The sequence below is a fragment of the Celeribacter sp. HF31 genome (assembly GCF_011806455.1).
Lineage (GTDB): Bacteria > Pseudomonadota > Alphaproteobacteria > Rhodobacterales > Rhodobacteraceae > Celeribacter.
This window is the reverse complement of sequence record NZ_JAATOT010000007.1, coordinates 74,206-92,453: the sequence shown is the minus strand read 5'-3', so window position 1 is coordinate 92,453 and position 18,248 is coordinate 74,206. Positions and strand designations below refer to the sequence as shown.

The 18,248-nt window shown below is 59.8% G+C and carries 17 protein-coding genes; 10 read left to right on the top strand and 7 right to left on the bottom strand.

From position 1 onward, the window contains the following. Window positions 1-48: 48 nt before the first annotated feature. The 3 genes from HCZ23_RS15400 to HCZ23_RS15390 are packed head-to-tail and all read left to right on the top strand — an operon-like array spanning window position 49 to window position 3,853. Window positions 49-1,146, top strand: a complete 1,098-nt coding sequence (locus tag HCZ23_RS15400) for a microcin C ABC transporter permease YejB (protein ID WP_167602637.1) — start codon at window positions 49-51, stop codon at window positions 1,144-1,146. Further along, the gene (locus HCZ23_RS15395) at window positions 1,143-2,249 is read left to right on the top strand and encodes an ABC transporter permease (RefSeq protein WP_167602636.1); all 1,107 of its coding nucleotides are present in this window, start codon (window positions 1,143-1,145) and stop codon (window positions 2,247-2,249) included. Before HCZ23_RS15400 ends, HCZ23_RS15395 begins: the two co-directional genes overlap by 4 nt. Beyond that, window positions 2,246-3,853: an ABC transporter ATP-binding protein gene (locus HCZ23_RS15390; RefSeq protein ID WP_167602635.1), complete on the top strand. Its 1,608-nt coding sequence runs from the start codon at window positions 2,246-2,248 to the stop codon at window positions 3,851-3,853. Before HCZ23_RS15395 ends, HCZ23_RS15390 begins: the two co-directional genes overlap by 4 nt. Before the next feature lie 176 nt (window positions 3,854-4,029). On the opposite strand, the gene HCZ23_RS15385 is transcribed toward HCZ23_RS15390, so the two are convergent. Together HCZ23_RS15385 and HCZ23_RS15380 are read right to left on the bottom strand one after the other, a co-directional pair. Further along, window positions 4,030-5,625, bottom strand: a complete 1,596-nt coding sequence (locus HCZ23_RS15385; RefSeq protein WP_167602634.1) for a D-alanyl-D-alanine carboxypeptidase family protein — start codon at window positions 5,623-5,625, stop codon at window positions 4,030-4,032. Between the two features lie 169 nt (window positions 5,626-5,794). Beyond that, the gene (locus HCZ23_RS15380) at window positions 5,795-6,508 is read right to left on the bottom strand and encodes an HAD family hydrolase (protein WP_167602633.1); all 714 of its coding nucleotides are present in this window, start codon (window positions 6,506-6,508) and stop codon (window positions 5,795-5,797) included. Between the two features lie 114 nt (window positions 6,509-6,622). On the opposite strand from HCZ23_RS15380, the gene clpS reads away from it, so the two are divergent. Genes clpS through HCZ23_RS15365 form a run of 3 tightly spaced genes read left to right on the top strand, consistent with a single transcriptional unit; the run spans window position 6,623 to window position 8,806 of the window. Continuing rightward, window positions 6,623-6,970: an ATP-dependent Clp protease adapter ClpS gene (clpS, locus tag HCZ23_RS15375; protein WP_167602632.1), complete on the top strand. Its 348-nt coding sequence runs from the start codon at window positions 6,623-6,625 to the stop codon at window positions 6,968-6,970. Window positions 6,971-6,988: 18 nt separating this feature from the next. After that, window positions 6,989-7,963 (top strand): class I SAM-dependent methyltransferase, encoded by a 975-nt coding sequence (locus tag HCZ23_RS15370; RefSeq protein WP_167602631.1) that lies wholly within the window; start codon window positions 6,989-6,991, stop codon window positions 7,961-7,963. Window positions 7,964-7,993: 30 nt separating this feature from the next. Then, a complete protein-coding gene (locus tag HCZ23_RS15365) occupies window positions 7,994-8,806 on the top strand; it encodes an SDR family NAD(P)-dependent oxidoreductase (RefSeq protein WP_167602630.1) in 813 nt (270 codons plus the stop codon). 3 nt (window positions 8,807-8,809) lie between these two features. Here the strand turns inward: HCZ23_RS15365 and HCZ23_RS15360 are convergent, their stop codons facing one another. Beyond that, the gene (locus HCZ23_RS15360; protein ID WP_167602629.1) at window positions 8,810-9,184 is read right to left on the bottom strand and encodes a hypothetical protein; all 375 of its coding nucleotides are present in this window, start codon (window positions 9,182-9,184) and stop codon (window positions 8,810-8,812) included. 141 nt (window positions 9,185-9,325) lie between these two features. Here HCZ23_RS15360 and hemF point away from each other — a divergent pair, with 141 nt between their 5' ends. Together hemF and HCZ23_RS15350 are read left to right on the top strand one after the other, a co-directional pair. Next, window positions 9,326-10,219 carry an oxygen-dependent coproporphyrinogen oxidase gene (hemF, locus tag HCZ23_RS15355; protein ID WP_167602628.1) on the top strand — a complete coding sequence of 298 codons (894 nt, stop codon included), beginning with the start codon at window positions 9,326-9,328 and terminating at the stop codon, window positions 10,217-10,219. A 263-nt stretch (window positions 10,220-10,482) separates the two neighbouring features. Next, a complete protein-coding gene (locus tag HCZ23_RS15350; RefSeq protein WP_167602627.1) occupies window positions 10,483-11,157 on the top strand; it encodes a YfdX family protein in 675 nt (224 codons plus the stop codon). A 73-nt stretch (window positions 11,158-11,230) separates the two neighbouring features. Here HCZ23_RS15350 and hemE read toward each other — a convergent pair whose 3' ends face one another. Continuing rightward, window positions 11,231-12,277 carry a uroporphyrinogen decarboxylase gene (hemE, locus tag HCZ23_RS15345; protein WP_167602626.1) on the bottom strand — a complete coding sequence of 349 codons (1,047 nt, stop codon included), beginning with the start codon at window positions 12,275-12,277 and terminating at the stop codon, window positions 11,231-11,233. Window positions 12,278-12,392: 115 nt separating this feature from the next. Here hemE and hemC point away from each other — a divergent pair, with 115 nt between their 5' ends. Continuing rightward, window positions 12,393-13,337: a hydroxymethylbilane synthase gene (gene hemC / locus HCZ23_RS15340; RefSeq protein WP_167602625.1), complete on the top strand. Its 945-nt coding sequence runs from the start codon at window positions 12,393-12,395 to the stop codon at window positions 13,335-13,337. A 3-nt stretch (window positions 13,338-13,340) separates the two neighbouring features. On the opposite strand, the gene HCZ23_RS15335 is transcribed toward hemC, so the two are convergent. After that, window positions 13,341-14,735: an FAD-binding oxidoreductase gene (locus HCZ23_RS15335; RefSeq protein WP_167602624.1), complete on the bottom strand. Its 1,395-nt coding sequence runs from the start codon at window positions 14,733-14,735 to the stop codon at window positions 13,341-13,343. 111 nt (window positions 14,736-14,846) lie between these two features. Further along, the gene (hemN, locus tag HCZ23_RS15330; protein WP_167602623.1) at window positions 14,847-16,202 is read right to left on the bottom strand and encodes an oxygen-independent coproporphyrinogen III oxidase; all 1,356 of its coding nucleotides are present in this window, start codon (window positions 16,200-16,202) and stop codon (window positions 14,847-14,849) included. 66 nt (window positions 16,203-16,268) lie between these two features. Between hemN and fnrL the strand changes: the two genes are divergently transcribed. Next, window positions 16,269-17,009: a transcriptional regulator FnrL gene (fnrL, locus tag HCZ23_RS15325; RefSeq protein ID WP_167602622.1), complete on the top strand. Its 741-nt coding sequence runs from the start codon at window positions 16,269-16,271 to the stop codon at window positions 17,007-17,009. Window positions 17,010-17,078: 69 nt separating this feature from the next. Here the strand turns inward: fnrL and HCZ23_RS15320 are convergent, their stop codons facing one another. Then, on the bottom strand, window positions 17,079-17,918 hold the full coding sequence (locus HCZ23_RS15320; protein ID WP_167602621.1) for a universal stress protein: 840 nt from the start codon (window positions 17,916-17,918) through the stop codon (window positions 17,079-17,081). Window positions 17,919-18,248: the final 330 nt, after the last annotated feature.

Sequence of the window (18,248 nt, the reverse complement as noted above, 5' to 3'; positions counted from 1 at the left end):
GTTGAGAAAACAATGACGCTGAGAAAACAATAAAGAGCAGGACGGTTCATGGGAGCCTATATTCTACGGCGTTTGCTGCTGATCATTCCGACGCTGATCGGGGTCATGGTGGTCAATTTCGCGCTGACTCAATTCGTGCCGGGCGGTCCGGTCGAACAGGTGCTCGCCAATTTGCAGGGCGAGGGCGATGTGTTCGAGACGATCACCGGCACGCAGGCCGATGCGGGCAGTTCCAATCTGGCCGAAAACACCGCCTATCAAAGCGAATACGCCGGCGCGCGTGGCCTTCCACCCGAATTCATCGCCGATCTGGAGCGTCAATTCGGCCTCGACAAACCGCCGCTTGAGCGTTTCCTCACGATGATGTGGAACTACATGCGGTTCGATTTCGGGGAGAGCTATTTCAAATCCGAGGGGGTTTTGGATCTCGTCTGGGACAAGCTTCCGGTGTCGATTTCTCTGGGGCTTTGGGCCACGCTGATTTCCTATCTGGTCTCCATCCCTCTGGGCATCCGCAAGGCCGTGCGTGATGGGTCGAAGTTTGACACATGGACCTCAGGCATCATCATCGCCGCCTATGCGATCCCGAGCTTTCTTTTCGCGATCATGCTTTTGGTTCTGTTTGCGGGTGGGTCGTATTGGCAGATTTTCCCACTTCGCGGCCTGACCTCGCCTGATTGGGATCAGATGTCTTTGCTGGGCAAGATCGGCGATTATTTCTGGCACATCGCTTTGCCGGTTCTGGCCTCTGTGATCTCGTCCTTCGCCACACTCACGCTTTTGACCAAGAACTCCTTCCTCGACGAGATTCGCAAACAATATGTGGTCACCGCCAAGGCCAAGGGCCTGCCCGAGAGCCGTGTTCTCTACGGCCACGTCTTCCGCAACGCGATGATGATCGTGATTGCGGGGTTTCCGGGGCTGTTTCTCGGTGTGTTTTTCGGCGGGTCGGTGATCATCGAGACGCTCTTCTCCCTCGATGGTTTGGGGCGTCTGGGCTATGAAGCCGCCTTGGCACGTGACTATCCGGTGATCTTCGGCACTCTGTTCTTCTTTGGTCTCATCGGTCTGTTGATCGGCATCCTGTCGGATTTGATGTATGTCTTCGTCGACCCGCGCATTGATTTCGAGCGGAGGGACACATGAAGATGTCCGAACTCAATCGCCGTCGCTGGCGGAATTTCAAATCGAACCGCCGCGCGTATTGGTCGCTGATCATTTTTTCGATCCTCTTCGGCCTGTCGCTCTTTGCCGAGTTTCTGGCCAATGACAAACCGATCCTCGTGCAATATCGCGGCGGCTATTACATGCCGATCTTCAAATTCTACCCGGAGACTGAATTCGGCGGCGATTTTCGCACGGAGGCCGTCTATCGCTATCCCGAGGTGCAATGCCTGATCGAGACCGGCGGTCTGGTCGACTGTTTCGACGATCCCGAGGCCTATATTGAGGACGCGCAAGATGGCGTGGTCGATGGCGAAGAGATCGAAAAGGGCTGGATGATCTGGCCGCCCATTCGCTATTCCTACAACACGCAGGTTGAAGGACCGGGGGCCGCACCCTCGCCGCCAACGCGCCAAAACTGGCTGGGCACCGATGACACCAAACGCGATGTCGTCGCGCGGGTGATCTATGGTTTCCGCCTGTCGATTTTCTTCACGCTCATCGTATCGCTCGTCTCCTCTGTCGTGGGCATCATTGCCGGTGCGATCCAAGGCTTTTTCGGCGGGCGCACCGACCTCATCTTCCAGCGCGTTTTGGAGGTTTGGGGGGCGATGCCTCAGCTCTATGTGATCATCATCATTTTCGCGATTTTGGGGCGAAGTTTCTGGCTTTTGGTCCTTGTCACCATCCTTTTCGGATGGACGACTCTTGTGGGCGTCGTTCGGGCCGAATTCCTGCGCGCGCGGAATTTCGAATATATCCGTGCGGCGCGTGCGCTGGGCGTCGGCAACTGGACCATCATGTTCCGCCATATGCTGCCCAATGCGATGGTGGCGACCTTGACCATGCTGCCCTTCATCGTGACCGGCAACATCGGCATGCTGGCCTCTCTCGACTTTCTGGGTTTTGGCCTGCCGTCGTCTGCGCCTTCGTTGGGCGAGCTGACGCTTCAGGCGAAACAGAACCTTCAGGCGCCTTGGCTCGCTTTCACCGCCTTTTTCACCTATGCCATCATGCTCTCGCTTCTGGTCTTCATTTTCGAAGGCGTGCGGGATGCGTTTGACCCGAGGAAGACCTTTCGATGAGCCTTTTGGAATATAAAGACCTGCGGGTCGGCTTTCGTCAGGACGGCCAGGTGGTCGAGGCCGTCAAAGGCGTGTCTTTCTCGGTCGAGAAGGGCGAAACCGTGGCGCTGGTGGGTGAATCCGGCTCCGGCAAATCGGTGACGGCGCTGTCTTGTGTGAACCTGTTGCCTGATACGGCTGTGACCAGTGGATCGATCACCTATCAGGGTCAGGAGCTTGTCGGTGCCTCCGAGAAGGAGCTGCGCAAATTGCGTGGCAATGACATCAGCTTTATCTTCCAGGAGCCGATGACCTCGCTCAACCCGCTGCACACGCTGGAAAAACAGCTCTCCGAAGTGCTGTTGATCCACCACGGTATGACGGGTGTGGCAGCGCGGGAACGGGTGATTGAGCTTTTGAATCAGGTCGGCATCCACGAACCGGAAAGCCGTCTCAAGGATTACCCGCACCAATTGTCCGGCGGGCAGAGGCAGCGGATCATGATCGCCATGGCGCTCGCGAACCGTCCCGAATTGCTGATCGCGGATGAGCCGACCACGGCTTTGGATGTGACCATTCAGGCGCAAATCCTCGAACTTCTGGCCGAGCTGAAACAGAGCCTCGGCATGTCGATGCTCTTCATCACCCATGACCTGAACATCGTCCGCAAATTCGCCGATCGGGTCTGTGTCATGAAGAACGGCGAGATCGTTGAGACCGGGGTCACGACAGAGATTTTCGACAAACCGCAGCACCCCTACACGCAAATGCTTTTGGCCGCCGAGGCCACCGGTCATCCTGATCCCGTGCCGGAAGGTTCGGAGGTGGTTGCAGAGACCAAAGATCTGCGCATCTGGTTCCCGATTCAACGTGGGTTTCTGCGTAAAACAGTGGGCTATGTGAAGGCGGTGAATGCCGCGACGCTGTCGGTGCGGGCAGGCGAAACCGTGGGCATCGTCGGCGAATCCGGCTCCGGCAAAACGACGCTGGCGCTGGCCATCATGCGGCTGATTTCCTCGCAGGGGCCGGTGGTGGTTCTGGGACAGGACATTCAAGGATGGTCCAACCGCAAACTTCGCCCGCTGCGCGCCGATATGCAGATCGTGTTCCAAGACCCCTACGGCTCGCTGTCGCCCCGGATGACGGTGGAACAGATCATCGCCGAGGGCCTCGGTGTGCATCGGGTTGAGGGCTATGCCTCGAATGAGCAGGCGGTGATCGACATCATGCGCGAGGTGGGCCTCGATCCCGAGACCCGGCACCGCTATCCGCATGAATTCTCCGGTGGTCAGCGTCAGAGGATTGCCATCGCCCGCGCCATGATCCTGCGCCCGCGTCTGGTGGTTCTGGACGAGCCGACCTCCGCGCTGGACATGACGGTTCAGGTGCAGATCGTAGAGCTGTTGCGCCGACTTCAGGTCAAACACAAGCTGGCCTATCTCTTTATCTCGCACGACCTGCGCGTGGTGCGGGCGCTGTCGCATCAGGTTCTGGTGATGAAGCGCGGTGATGTGGTCGAGATGGGCTCGGCAGAAGAGATTTTCGAGACGCCGAAAGAGGCCTATACCAAGGCCTTGGTCAGTGCTGCGCTTGATCTCAAGGTGGAAGAGGGCGCGGGCGTCTGAGAACGGCCATCCCCCTTAAATATGCGCCCATCTCGGGGCGCTCTCTGACGCATTAACCTTAATCTGATTAACCTTAATGCGGGGGAGGGGGAATGCTGCGCATCTTGGGAATGAAAAAGGCGACCCACAAGGGTCGCCTTTTTCATGAACTCTGGGCCGGATTAAGACGGGCCTGATTAAGAGGGGCCAACCGTCGAACAGTCCGTGCCACGGGCCTCCAGGCGACGACAGGTCATCGCGGCCATATCCTCCGTCATGCCGAGGAAATTCGCGTCAAAGCCACGGTTGGTCCGCACAACTTTGCGCAGCGCGCCATCGAGCATTTCGATCTCTGTCAGAGCGGTTTTCAACAGCTCCTTGCGGGCGGCATATTCGGAATTATAGGTCCCGATATTGATCCCCCAATAGCGGTTGCCGGAGGTTGAGATGCGCGTGACCACCTCGGGTGTGACCTCTGGCACCACTGCCGACGCCACTGTGGTTTCCGGCATGAGCGCCGCGGCGGTCGGTTCAACGGAGGCAAGCTGGATGCGTTCCGGACGGGGCAGGGGAGAGATGCTGGGCGCAGCCGGGGCGCTGACCGGGACAATCGACGGCGTCGGCGCCTGCTGCGCGCGCGCTGTTTCCGCCAGAATCGTACTGGCCTCATCGGCGGCACTGGTCGCAGCGGCCAGAAGAGCGGCCTCTTCCTCAGCCTTGGCAAGCGCATTGAACACATCGTCAGAGGCGGCGAGGAGCATTTCCTCCTCCTCCGGCGCTAGACCTTGCAGCGGGCGCGGTTTCGGCAGCGGGCTCGACGTCATCTTGATGTTCACGCGAATGACCTTGGAGGCCACGCGCGGATCGTCTTGGGTGCCTGCGACCATGACGGCGCCGCCGACCTTGCCCAGATAGGGCGGCTTGGCGGGTTTCGAGACGGCCACACGGCTGGGCGCGCGTTTAAAGCCCAAATCCATCAGCTCCGCCACTTTGGCGTTGCGCGACACGGTGGAGCGCCCGCCGAATACGGTGGTGATGATCCGCTCGTTGCCACGATGCGCAGAGGCCACGAGGTTGAACCCGGCGGCCGAGGTATAGCCCGTCTTGATCCCGTCCGCGCCAGCATAAGAGCTCAAGAATCGCGAATTGGTGTGGGTGACGGTGCGCACACCGGCATCGGCGGTCTTGCGCGAGAAAATGTTGTAATATTCCGGGTAATCGTAGAACAGGTGGCGCCCCAGAACGGTCATGTCGCGGGCAGTCGACAGGTGGCCGGCTTCCGTCAGACCATGCGCGTTCTTGAACGTCGTGCGCGACATGCCAAGTTCCTTGGCGGTGCGGTTCATCCGACGTGCAAAGGCGGCCTCGGAGCCCTCGATGGCCTCGCCGATGGCGGTGGCGGCATCGTTGGCGGATTTCACGGCGGCGGCGCGGATGAGATAGCGCAGTTTGATCTTCTGACCCGGCTTGAGGCCAAGTTTCGACGGCGGTTCAGAGGCGGCATTGCGCGACACGGTGACCATGTCATCGAGCCCGATCTCGCCGTGCTCAATCGCCTCGAAGGCGATGTAGAGCGTCATCATCTTGGTGAGAGAGGCGGGATGCAATCGCGTGTCGGCGTTGGTGGCATGAAGCACCTTGCCGTTGCGGGCATCCATCACGAGGGCCGCATATTCGGCCGCCATGGCGCGCGAGGTCACAGAGACCATCACCGCGAATGCGATCAGTAGGAGAGGAAAAATACGCCCTGAAACGGCACGCAGGACACCCCGCGCTTGCACGTTGCTCTTCATGATAACTCTGCCTCGTCATGCCGGATCATTTCGCCCAGCTTATGACGCAAAGGCTAGCACAGGCTTTGGCGTGAGAAAACAATGAATTTTCAAGGGTTTTCAGGGGATGCAGACATGCAACGCCAAATGTGGTGTCCGCGCGGCACGAGAATACCAGATCAAGGTTTGTTCAAGCGCAAGTTTTTTGAATCGCCTCAATGAGCGCTGGCAATTCGGTCAGGCGCGGCAATTCGTGAAAACGCGGATGGCCCAGAGGCGCCTCGGCATGTTCGATTTCCCAGGTGAAGTTATGCGGCACAAAAACGCCCCAGGCCCCGGCCTCAATCGGCGGAATGACGTCGGATTTCATCGAATTACCGACCATCATGGCGCGCTCGGGGGCGACATTGTGGCGGGCGAAAATGGTGCTGTAGACGGCGGGGGTCTTGGCGGAGACCACCTCGATCCCATCGAAAAGATCGCCCAGCCCGGATTGCGCCAGTTTGCGTTCCTGATCCAGAAGATCGCCCTTGGTGACCAGGAGAATCTCGTAGTCCTCGGCCAGCGCGCCAACGGTCTCTTCGACGCCGTCCAATAGATGAATCGGGTGGCGCAGCATTTCTTGCCCCGCCGAAATCAACTCTTGAATCACGGAGGCTGGCACGCGTTCCTCCGTCACCTCGATCGCGGTTTCGATCATCGAGAGGACAAAGCCCTTGATCCCGAAACCATAGGCCCCAAGGTTGCGACGCTCGGCGGCCAGAAGTCGCTCGGAGAGATGATCGGGCTCGGTGAAATCGGCCAGAAGGGCGGCAAAACGTTCCTGCGTCATGCGGAAAAACTGTTCGTTTTCCCAAAGTGTGTCGTCGGCATCAAAGGCGATTGTGGCGAATTTTTCGGTCATCCGGTCGGCGCTCCTTTACCGGTTTGGGCATAACGCTCTTTATTCATGCGCAAAAGGGGCTATATATCGGCGCATACAAACTCAGATCCAAGAGAAGCGACAATCGGAGGCCCGATGATCCGCGCACCGCAGATGATGGCTGACAATGACGACCGTTCGGATGAGGACGGCGATGTCGGACTTGCGCTTAAACCCAAGCCCAAGACAAAGCGCCCGCCGCTCTACAAAGTCATGTTGCTCAACGACGATTACACACCGATGGAATTCGTCGTGCTGGTGCTCGAACGGTTCTTCGGCATCGGTCATGCGCAGGCGACCGAGATCATGCTGACCGTGCATAAAAAGGGCCTCGCGGTCGTCGGTGTGTTCCCGCATGAGATCGCCGAGACCAAGGTTGCGCAGGTCATGGATTTCTCTCGCCGCCATCAGCATCCGCTGCAATGCACCATGGAAAAGGAATAGGCGTTTCGCCTGTTTGACATGGTGTCCCCGCGTCTTTCCCTCCTGCTCGACGGAGCCGTCCCGGCCCGCGTGGTGATCTATCGCCCACGCTCCGACGCCGATCTTTCTGCGCTGAAAGGCGCCGAGGTTCAGATCGTGCAGGGCTTCAAGCCCGATGTCGGCGCCTTCAAGGCGCAAGGCTATGAAGTCGTGACCGAGGCCCAAGGCCAATTCGATCTCGCCATCGTCGCCGTGCCACGCGCCAAGGCCGAAGCGCGTGCGTTGATCGCCGACGCCGTCCTGCGCGCGGATCAGGTCATTGTCGACGGGCAAAAGACCGATGGCATCGACAGCCTCTGGAAAGACATCAAGAAACGGGTCGAGACGCAGGTCGTGTCCAAAGCGCATGGCAAGGCGATCCGGTTCTCGGGTGGTGATTTTTCGGACTGGGCGAATCCCGGACCGCTCCATCTGATTGACGGGTTTACGACTCGTTTGGGGGTCTTCTCCGTCGACCGCATTGACAAAGCGTCCGAGGCGCTGGCCGAGGCTTTGCCCGCCAAACTTCCGGCGCGTATCGCCGATCTCGGCGCGGGCTGGGGCTATCTGTCCCGGGCTATTCTGGCGCGCGAAGGTGTGAAAGAGCTGCATTTGGTCGAGGCCGAAGCCGCCGCGATTGCCTCCGCCAAGGACAATATCGCGGACGACCGCGCGCAGTTCCATTGGGAAGACGCCACCAAATTCAAACCGCCGCACCTTTTGGATGCAGTGATTATGAACCCGCCGTTTCACACCTCGCGGGCGGCAGATCCGGCGCTGGGTCAGGCCTTTATCGCGGCGGCGGCTGGCATGCTCACACCGCAGGGCCAGCTTTGGCTGGTCGCCAACCGGCAACTGCCCTATGAGGCGACACTTGCCTCTCTCTTTGGCACGGTCGATGAGATTGCCGTCACCGGCGGTTTCAAATTGCTTCACGCTGCGAAACCCCTTCGCAGAGCGGCCACAAAGCTTTAGTCTCGGCGCTAACACAACAGGGAGTCTCTGATGAGCTTTTCGATTGAGGGCAAGGTGGCCATCGTCACAGGGGCCGCCAATGGTGTCGGCCTTTCCGTGGCGCGGCATTTTCTGGAACAGGGCGCCTATGTGATGTGCGCCGATATGGATGAGGCCAGCCTGATCGCCGAATACGGTGAGGAGGCCGAGGCCGAAGAGACCAAGCTGGCCTATTTCGCCGGGGATTTGCGCCAGAAACTCACCATCGCCAATCTGCTCTCCGCCACGATTGATGCTTTCGACGGGGTCGACATCCTCGTGAATGCCTCACGTCAGGTGTTGATGAGCGCCCCGCTGTCGGTCGAGGACGACAATGTCGCCGATCTTCTGGAACAGAACCTGATGACCTCGCTGCGCCTGACGCAGCAGGTGGCGAAATGGATGATCAAGAATTCGGAGAAATCCGCCGACGACGAAGGGCTGGTCGGCTCCATCGTCAACCTGTCGTCCATCGCGGCACGACGCTGTCAGCCGGAGCTTTTGGCCTTTTCCATTTCCTCGGCGGCGGTCGATCAGATGACCCGCGCCATGGCGGTGTCTCTCGCGCCGCATCGCATCCGGGTGAATGCCGTGGCTTTCGGGTCGGTGATGAGTTCGAGCCTCAAGGATATGTTGGCCGAAAACCCGGATTATCGTGGCGAGATCGTCTCGAAAACGCCTCTGGGCCGCGTCGCCCCCGCCTCGGAAGTGGCGGAGACGGTGCAATATCTGACGTCGGATTGTTCCGGCTTCATGACCGGGCAAATCCTGACGGTGGATGGTGGCCGGACCCTTGTGGATCCGGTCCTTGCGCCCACGCACTGAACCTTATTCAGGATACTGGATCTTGCAGGAGTCCACGGCGGCCTGCGCCTGAACCGAAAGCTGCGCCTCTTTCTTTTTGAGAGCGGCGAGTTTCGCGGCCTCGGCATCGAGGTCGATGGCTTTGGGCACACGGCGTGTCTCAATGTCAGGTTCGCGACAGTAAATCGCCTTGCCCTCATCGGTGGTGCCACACCGCTCGATGTCATAGTCGATATATTGCTTTTCGACCAAGGCGTAGCCGCGCGCCAGATTGCCCTCGGACTCTGCGATAAAGCTCTGCACCTGACGCAAATCCTTGGTCGCGCGCGAGATGCACATTTGTTGTTCGGAACAGGCCGCGAGCAGCGGCACAATGGCGAGGGGAATGAGCCAACGCATAACGAGTCTCCTTTTGACGTCTTACGTCACCATAGCGCGTTTCCGTCGCATGGGAAGGGAACTTGCCGCCGCCGCAGGATTGCTGTTACCTCTGGCGTGCCGCGCCGAGACATAAGGCGGAAACGAAAGGATACGCGCCCGATGAGCCAAGAGATGACGACCGAAAAACAGCGGGCCAGCGCCTGGTTTCGTAGCCTGCGCGATCAGATCGTTTCGGCTTTCGAGGCGTTGGAGGACACTCAACTGAGCGGCCCTTTCGCCGGGCATCATGCAGGCCGGTTTGAAGTCACCGAGACGGAACGCGCGTCGGAAGACGGCTCGGACGCGGGCGGCGGATTGATGTCCGTCATGCGTGGCGGGCGCGTGTTCGAGAAGGTGGGCGTCAATGTTTCCACCGTCTACGGCACTTTGGGTGAGCGCGCCCAGATGGCGATGGCCGCGCGCAAAGGCCTGCCGGGGATGAAAGACGATCCGCGCTTTTGGGCGGCGGGCATTTCCTTGGTCGCGCATATGCAGAACCCGCATACGCCTGCCGTGCACATGAACACCCGGATGTTCTGGACCCCGCATGGCTGGTGGTTCGGTGGCGGGTCTGACCTGAACCCTTGTATCGAATATGACGAGGACACGGCGGCCTTTCATGCGGTGCAAAAGGCACATTGCGATGCGCATGATCCCGACTATTACCCGCGCTTCAAAGCCTGGGCGGACGAGTATTTTTACATCCCACACCGGGGGCGTGCGCGTGGGGTCGGCGGCATTTTCTACGACGATCTGAACACCGGGGAGTGGGAAAAGGATTTTGCCTTCACCCAGGACGTGGGCCGCGCATTCCTTCCGGCCTTCCTCGGCGTCACCGAAAAACGCCGCGATACCCCGTGGACTGAGGCGGACAAGGATCGCCAACTCGTCCACCGGGGCCTCTACGCCGAATACAACCTTGTCTATGATCGCGGCACGAAATTCGGGCTCGAGACCGGCCACAACCCGGATGCGGTCCTGATGTCCCTGCCGCCGATGGCGAAATGGGTGTGAGGGCAAAGTTCGCACTCGGTGCTTTGCGCGGCAGCGCGTTCACGCCGCGCTGAGGCCGATGGTCCCTTTTAAACCCCAAAAATGGCCTGTTTCTCCTCTCTGACAAGAGATGGAGAACACGTCATCTCACAATTTGGTTTTCTGACGTTAGATTTCTTTGATGTGTTTCAATGGCTTGTAGCGGTTGTGCTCCGCCATGCAGTTCCCACCTGTTGTTCATCAGACGGAACACGCCTGAGATATGACATCAAAGGAAACACGTTATGAAAACTCACTCGAAACTCGTTGGTCTTGGTCTTGTCAGCATGCTGGCGCTTTCTCCCGCTTTGGCGGCCTTTGCCGAAGACACGGCAACGACGCCCACGGCGGAGGCGACAGACTCCGCAACACACTCCGCAACACAGGAGAAGCTGGCCTTTGAAACCTCAGAAAAGGCGTTGGATGCGTTGAAAAACATCCATGCCGCGCGGCTCGCCTTGTTCGAGGGCGATACGGATGCGGCCAAAACGCTGGCCTCGACGGCGGTTGACGATTTGACGGGCGCGCAATCCACGGCGACGGATCTTCAGGTTGCTGCGGACAAGACAGCCGACAAGGACGACATCTACGTGCCCTTTGACACATCGGTCACACTCGCGGAAGGCTTCGTGCCGACAGAGGACAATAAGGACGATATGACGAAAGCCGGTGAGCATTTGGCTCAGGGCGATCAGCAAAAGGCACTCGAAGTGCTAAAACTCGCGAAGGTTGACGTCGATTACACCGCTTTGCTCTTGCCGGTGAATGGCAGCATGAAGGCGGCGCAGGAGGCCTCCGATCAGATTGACAAGGGCGATTTCTATCAGGCCAACCTCTCGTTGAAAGCGATTGAGGATTCCGTCGTCGTGGGGAGCTTCAGTCTGTCTGATATGCCGACGCAGGGAAATTCGGCCAGCTGATCTCGACACTGATTGAGCCAGAATGCCCGCCACGATGTTTGTCGTGACGGGCGTTTGATATGGGGTTTGCGGGTCAGACGGTCTCTCGCAAGGTCTCGATCATCAGGCTCACGTTGTCCGGATCCGCGTCCGGCGTGATGCCATGGCCGAGGTTGAAGATATGCGGGCCTTTCGAGAAGGCGTCACGCACATGGCGCACCTCGTCGATCAGGGCCTGACCGCCCGTCACCATATGCGAGGACGCCAGATTGCCCTGCACACAGCCGTCCACCTGCACATGTTCCGCGCCCCATTCGGGCGTCACGGAATTGTCGAGCGCGACGCAATCGACGCCGGTCTTGGCATGGAACCCGATATAGCCATCGCCCGCCTCGCGCGGGAAGCCGATCACCGGGATGTCACCATGACGGCGCTTCAATTCGCGGGTGATGATCCGCGCTGGTTCGACGGCGTATTTTTCAAAGGCCTCGCCCTTGAGGCTCCCGGCCCAAGAGTCGAAGATTTTCACCACTTCAGCGCCCGCGCGGATTTGCATGTCGAGATATTCGATGGTCGAGACGGTCAGAAGGTCGATGACCTTTTCGAACAGCGCATTATTTCCTTCGCGCAGCGCATGCGCAGGGCCTTGGTCAGGCGTGCCACGCCCGGCGATCATATAGGTCGCCACGGTCCAGGGTGCGCCCGCAAAGCCGATGAGTGTCGTTTCCTTCGGCAATTCGCCCGAGAGGATTTTCACCGTTTCATAGATCGGCGCGAGCGTGTCGTGGATGTCGTCCTTGCCTTTGAGTTTGGCAAAATCCGCGTCCTCGGTGATGGTCGAGAGGCGTGGGCCTTCGCCGGTGACGAACCAGAGATCGGCGCCCAAAGCCTGTGGCAGCAAAAGGATGTCGGCAAAGAGGATTGCGGCATCGAACCCAAAGCGCCGGATCGGCTGAAGCGTCACTTCGGCGGCCAGATCGGAGTTGTAGCACAGCGACAGGAAATCCCCCGCCTCGGCGCGCGTCGCGCGATATTCCGGCAGATACCGCCCGGCCTGACGCATCATCCAGATCGGCGGAACCTTTTGCGTTTCGCCTCTCAGAGCTTTCAGGATCGTCTTGTCGGTCTTCTGCTCGGTCATCTGCGGCCTCCCATTCATACTGCCCTGCACTGGTCCCTGCCTTGCGCGGATTTGTCAAGCACACAAGGCACTTTCCCCGCTTGTCAGGCCGATCCGCCGCAGGTAAGCCTTGGCCATGACAATGACGCTTCCGACCCCCGCTCAACCGCTGAAAATCGGCACCCGTGGCTCCCCGCTTGCGCTGGCGCAGGCGAATGAAACGCGGGACTTGCTGATGAAGGCCTTCGATCTGCCGCTTGAGGCCTTCCAAGTCGTGACGGTGTCCACGCGGGGTGACCGGGTGCAGGATCGCGCGCTGCGCGAGTTGGGCGGCAAGGGTCTGTTCTCCAAAGAGATCGAGGACCGGCTGTTGTCCGGCGAGGTCGACATTGCGGTGCATTCGACGAAAGATATGTCGGTGGAACAGCCTGAGGGTCTGGTGCTCGGCACTTTCCTGGAGCGTGAAAACCCCTTTGATGCTTTCATCACCTTAGACGGTAAAGCGCTCGCCGATCTCCCGTTGGGCGCGACCGTTGGGTCGTCGTCCCTGCGCCGCAAAGCGCAGCTTTTGAACAAGCGGCCCGATCTCAAGGTCGTTGAATTCCGCGGCTCGGTTCAGACCCGTTTGCAAAAACTCGAAGAGGGCGTGGCCGACGCGACCTTCCTCGCCATGGCGGGGCTCAACCGTCTGGGCTATGACGACGTGCCGCGCCAGGCGGTCAGTGCCGAAGAGATGCTCCCCGCTGTGGCGCAGGGGGCGATTTCGATTGAGCACCGTGAGAGCGACAGCCATATCGCCGAGATGCTCGCCGCGCTGCACCATGTCCCGACGGGGCAGGCGATGGCTTGTGAGCGCGCGTTTCTAGCCAAACTCGACGGCTCCTGCCAAACCCCGATTGCGGGTCTGGCGCAAATCGAGGGTGGCACGCTGCGGCTGCGTGGTGAAATCCTGCGTACGGATGGCTCGGAAAGCCTGACGGATGAGATTTCCGGTGCGGTCGAGGATGGGGCTGCGATGGGGATTGAACTGGCGGCGAAGCTCTTGGCGCGTGCGGGCGCCGGGTTCTTTGACTGGAAATAACGCTTAGGGCAGCGTTTTTCCGGGGTTCAAAATTCCCTTCGGATCGAAGGCCGCCTTCACTGCGCGCATCATCTCCAAAGCCACCGGGTCCTTGCGCCGCCGCATCGACGGCAGTTTCGACAGCCCGATGCCATGTTCAGCGGAGAAGCTGCCGCGCATGTCTTTCACGATGTCCTCCACCGCTTCCATCAGCGGATCGGCAAGATCAGGCGCGCTCGGATAGACCGTGTAATGAATGTTGCCATCGCCCAGATGGGCCACGACGCAGGTGCCAAAGCCGGGATCAAGCGCGCTGAGCGTGGTCTTGGCGCGACTCAGGAAGCTCTCGATCTGATCCAGAGGCAGGCAGAGATCGTTGATCACCACCGGCTTGATCGCCACCGATATTTCCGCCGCCGCTTCGCGGATCTCCCACATCAGGCGGCGTTGCGCCTCGCTCTGTGCCAGCGCCGCGTCGAGCACCAGACCCTCTTCGAACATCTCGCCCAGCGTCTCTTCGAGATGCGCGGAGAGCGGCAGTTGGCCGGTCTCATCGGGGGTGCAGTCGCGCGCCATGGTCGAGGCAACTTCCAGGAAAATCGTGTGGTCCTGATTATGCCCCAAAGGCGGGGTCAGGTCGGCGCGGAAGCGTTTCAAATTCGCCATATAGTCGCGCGGCATATACTCAAACGCCTCGACCATCCCGCCCGTGCGGGTTTGCAGTGCGTTCAAAAGATCGAGCGCGGCGGAGAGATCCGGCACGGTGACCATGGCGGAGGCATAGGCCAGGGGCAGGGGCGCGAGTTTTACCACGGCGGCGCTGATCACGCCCAGCGTGCCTTCGGAGCCGATGATCAGATCGCGCAGGTCGTAGCCCGAATTGTCCTTGTGCAGCTCGCTCATGAGATCGAGCACACGTCCGTCGGCCAAGACAACCTCAATGCCGAGGCAGAGATCGCGGGTGTTGCCATAGCGCAGCACGTTGGAGCCACCCGCATTGGTTGCCAATGTGCCGCCGATCCGCGCGGAGCCTTTCGCGCCGAAGGTCATCGGGTAGGTCAGGCCATGCTCGGCGGTGGCCTCGTGCAGGTTCTGCAGGATCACACCGGCCTCGACCACGGCAAGGCGCGCCTCGGGACGAATCTCGCGGATGGTTTGCATCCGGTCGAGGGACAGGACCAAGGCGCCCTCCGCAGCGGTGGCGCCGGTCAGCCCGGTGTTGCCGCCCATCGGCACCACGGGCGTGTCGGTCTCATGGCAAAGGGTCAAAATAGCGGAGACCTCTTCGGTCGCGCCGGGGCGCACCACGGCGAGCGGCGCGGTCTCGTATTTCCCGACCCAATCGCGACCATAGGGCAGTGCGTCTTCGCCCGTGAGCACATAGGGCGTGATCGCTTTGAGGCGGGAAAGAATGTCCATGGTTGGTCTCCGTTTGCTCTGCCGGGTGTCCTGTAATTCAGGGGCGAAGGCAAGGGGCGGACATAAAAAGACCCGCCATAAGCGGGTCTTTGAACGGGGAGTGAACGGGGGTCAAACCGCCGAGGAATGCTGCGCCTGAGTCATGTCGTAGGCATCGAAATGCCGGGCGATCATGCGGGTGAGTGGCCGGGCCTCTTCGCGAATGACGATGCGCTCTGGCGAGATGTCGAGCATCTCGGGGAAGGCGTCCTGCACGCCCATGGCGAAGCCGTTGAAGGCGTCTTGCGTCAGGCCGAAATCTTGCGCCAACTCTGCGGCTTCGACGCGGAAGTCGCACATCAAGGCCTCGATGATCCGACCGCGCAAATGATCCTCTTGGCTAAAGACATGGCCTTTTGCGATGGGCAGATTTCCGGCGCGCACCTCGGCCTGATATTTCGAGGTCGACGGCTGGTTCTGCGCATAGCCTTGCGGGTATTTCGCAATCGAGGACGCGCCGACGCCCACCATGGTGGGACATTTGTCGTCCGTGTAGCCTTGGAAATTGCGGCGCAGCTTGCCGGTGCGAAGTGCGACCTCAAGCCCGTCGCCTTTCTTGGCGAAATGGTCGATGCCGATCTCGGCGTAATCGTCCCAGACAAACAGCTCGCGCGCGATGTTGAACAGCTCAAGCCGCTCCTCGGGCGTCGGCAACGCGTCGGTCGGGATCATGTTCTGACGCCGGGCCATCCACGGCACATGGGCGTAGCCGAAAAGCGCCACGCGGTCGGGTGAGAGCGACAGAAGTTTCTGAACGCTTTCGGAGATTTTCTCAGGGTTTTGACCGGGCAGGCCATAGAGAATATCGGCGTTCAAGGACCGGATGCCCCGCGCGCGCAGGCCGTCGACGGCGGCTTTCGTCGTCTCATAGGACTGGATGCGACCGATGGTTTCCTGAATTTGCGGGTCGAAATCCTGCACGCCGATGGAGGCGCGGTTCATGCCCGCCTCGGCCAGCGCATCGAGACGCGCGTCGTCGATCTCGTTCGGGTCGACCTCGACGGAGAACTCATAGTCCTGCGCGAAAGGCGCCACATCGCGGATCGCGGCGGAAAGGTCCGCGATCATCTCGGCCTCCAAAAGCGTCGGCGTGCCGCCGCCCCAATGCAGGTGGCCGATTTCAATGCCCTCGGGAAGCTGCGCCTTGATCAGCGCCAATTCCGCCTTGAGCGTCTCGACATAGGTGGCCACGGGGCCCGCTGTGCTCGTGCCCTGCGTGCGGCAGGCGCAGAACCAGCAGAGGCGCCGACAGAAGGGCACATGCACGTATAGCGAGATTGGCTGTGCAGAATTCAGGGAATTCAGCCAGCCTTGCACATCCTCCGCAGAGGTTGTGTTGCCAAAATGCGGCGCTGTCGGATAGCTCGTGTACCGAGGCACACGGGCATCGAAGAGGCCGAGCTTGCGGAGTTGCGTGTGTTTGTTCATAGGGATACGCTCTAGTGAATCATAGGTCTGGTGCATTGACTCAGATCAAGAATTGCGAGCGCACGAATGAGCGACATGACATTTAACCACAAAGAATGCGGTTCCTGCCCGATCCGCCACCGGGCCGTGTGTGCGCGGTGCGACGTTGATGAGCTCGAGGAACTGGATGCGATCAAATATTATCGCTCCTATGAGGCGGGCCAGCCGATCGTCTGGTCCGGTGACCGGATGGACTTCGTGGCCTCTGTGGTGACCGGTGTGGCGTCCCTCAGCCAGGCGATGGAAGATGGGCGGACCCAGATGGTGGGGCTGTTGCTGCCGTCGGATTTCCTCGGGCGTCCGGGGCGCGATGCGGCGCCGTATGACGTGGTCGCGGTGTCCAATCTGACGCTGTGCTGTTTCCGCCGCAAACCCTTTGAGCAGATGATGCTGCGTACGCCGCATGTCAGTCAGCGCCTCTTGGAAATGACGCTCGACGAATTGGATGCGGCGCGGGAGTGGATGTTGATTCTCGGGCGCAAGACGGCGCGGGAAAAGATTGCCTCTCTGCTGGCCATTATCGCGCGGCGTGAAGCCTCGCTTGAGCTGACCACGGCGGGCGACGGCATGGATTTCGAACTGCCGCTGACGCGGGAGGCGATGGCGGATTATCTCGGGCTGACGCTGGAAACCGTGTCGCGACAGATTTCCGCGCTGAAACGCGATGGGGTGATCACACTTGAGGGCAAACGCAAGGTGGTGATTCCGGATTACGACCGGCTTCAGATCGAAACCGGCGACGACACCGACGGCGGTTTGATGATCTGAAATCAGATCGATAGAAAAGCATGAAAAAACGCGCCCTGAGGCGCGTTTTTCTTTTTGATCAATGAGATGTCAGTGCGACATCAGCACCGGTAGCTCGGCAAGCTCAAGCATGTGCCGGGTTGCGCCACCCAAGATGGATTCGCGGAACCGCGAATGGCCATAGGCCCCCATCACCAGCATATCGGCATCCTTGTCGGTCAGTTGACGCATCAACACGTCGGAGACGCGGGGCATGGTTTTGGCCAGAACGGAAACCTCGGCACGCACGCCGTGACGCACGAGCATCTGGCACAGAGAGCCACCCGGATCGGAGCGGTCGGGGCCGTGTTGCGGCGGGTCGATGATGGTGATGTCCACCAGATCGGCCTTTTGCAGGATCGGCAGAGCCGAGCGCACAGCACCAAGAGCTTCGGCGCTTTCGTTCCAAGCGACGACCACACGGTCGATCTTGTCAGGCACATTCACGCCATCGGGGACGACGAGCACGGGCACATGGCCGGAGAAGAGCGCGGCTTCGAGAATCTCTTCGTGTTCATGCCCGCGACCGGCGCCATAGGGGCGGGGCAGGACGACCACATCGGAGAAGCGCAGGTAATGCGCAAGCTGCGGTGTCAGGCCAGCCATCTGGGCTGTCACCGGGTTGGTGACCCAGGGGATTTCCTCGGCTTTGAGGTACTCCTTGACCTCCTCTTCGATTTTTTTGCTGTCGGCCTGCGCCTGTTGCAGGTTGTCCTGCAAAGCCATGGCGTTGGTGCCAGCGTAATAAAAGCCCGGCTGGGTCCGGTCGAGGCCGAGGCAAATCACGTCGAGATGTCCCTCTTCGCGTCGGGCCAGAGCCACCGCCGCATCGAGAGCGTGACGGTCGGCTTCCATGTTGCACATGATGGTTGTGATGGTCTTGAAGGGCATGTCCGCCTCCATTCGCGTATCTATCGTTTCTGAACAGATCATGAGTCTATCCATTGATTATCGCATTGATTGAGATCAACAAAAATGCCGCTCTTTACGATTTGTGCACGTGAGGGTTGCATTTTGCCTTTGTGAAATGGCTGAGAGAGGGCAGAATTGCCATGCGAATAGGGGCTGCGACGGATCATCGCGGTTCGACAGAGAGAGACTGGGAATTTAACGCAGAAAAATTGTAAATGTGAGTGTTTTGACTCAGATCAAGGCTGGTCACAGAGATGTGAGACAAACCGCTCACTGTCGGCACCCGTGGGTCGAACGCGGGACGACTAT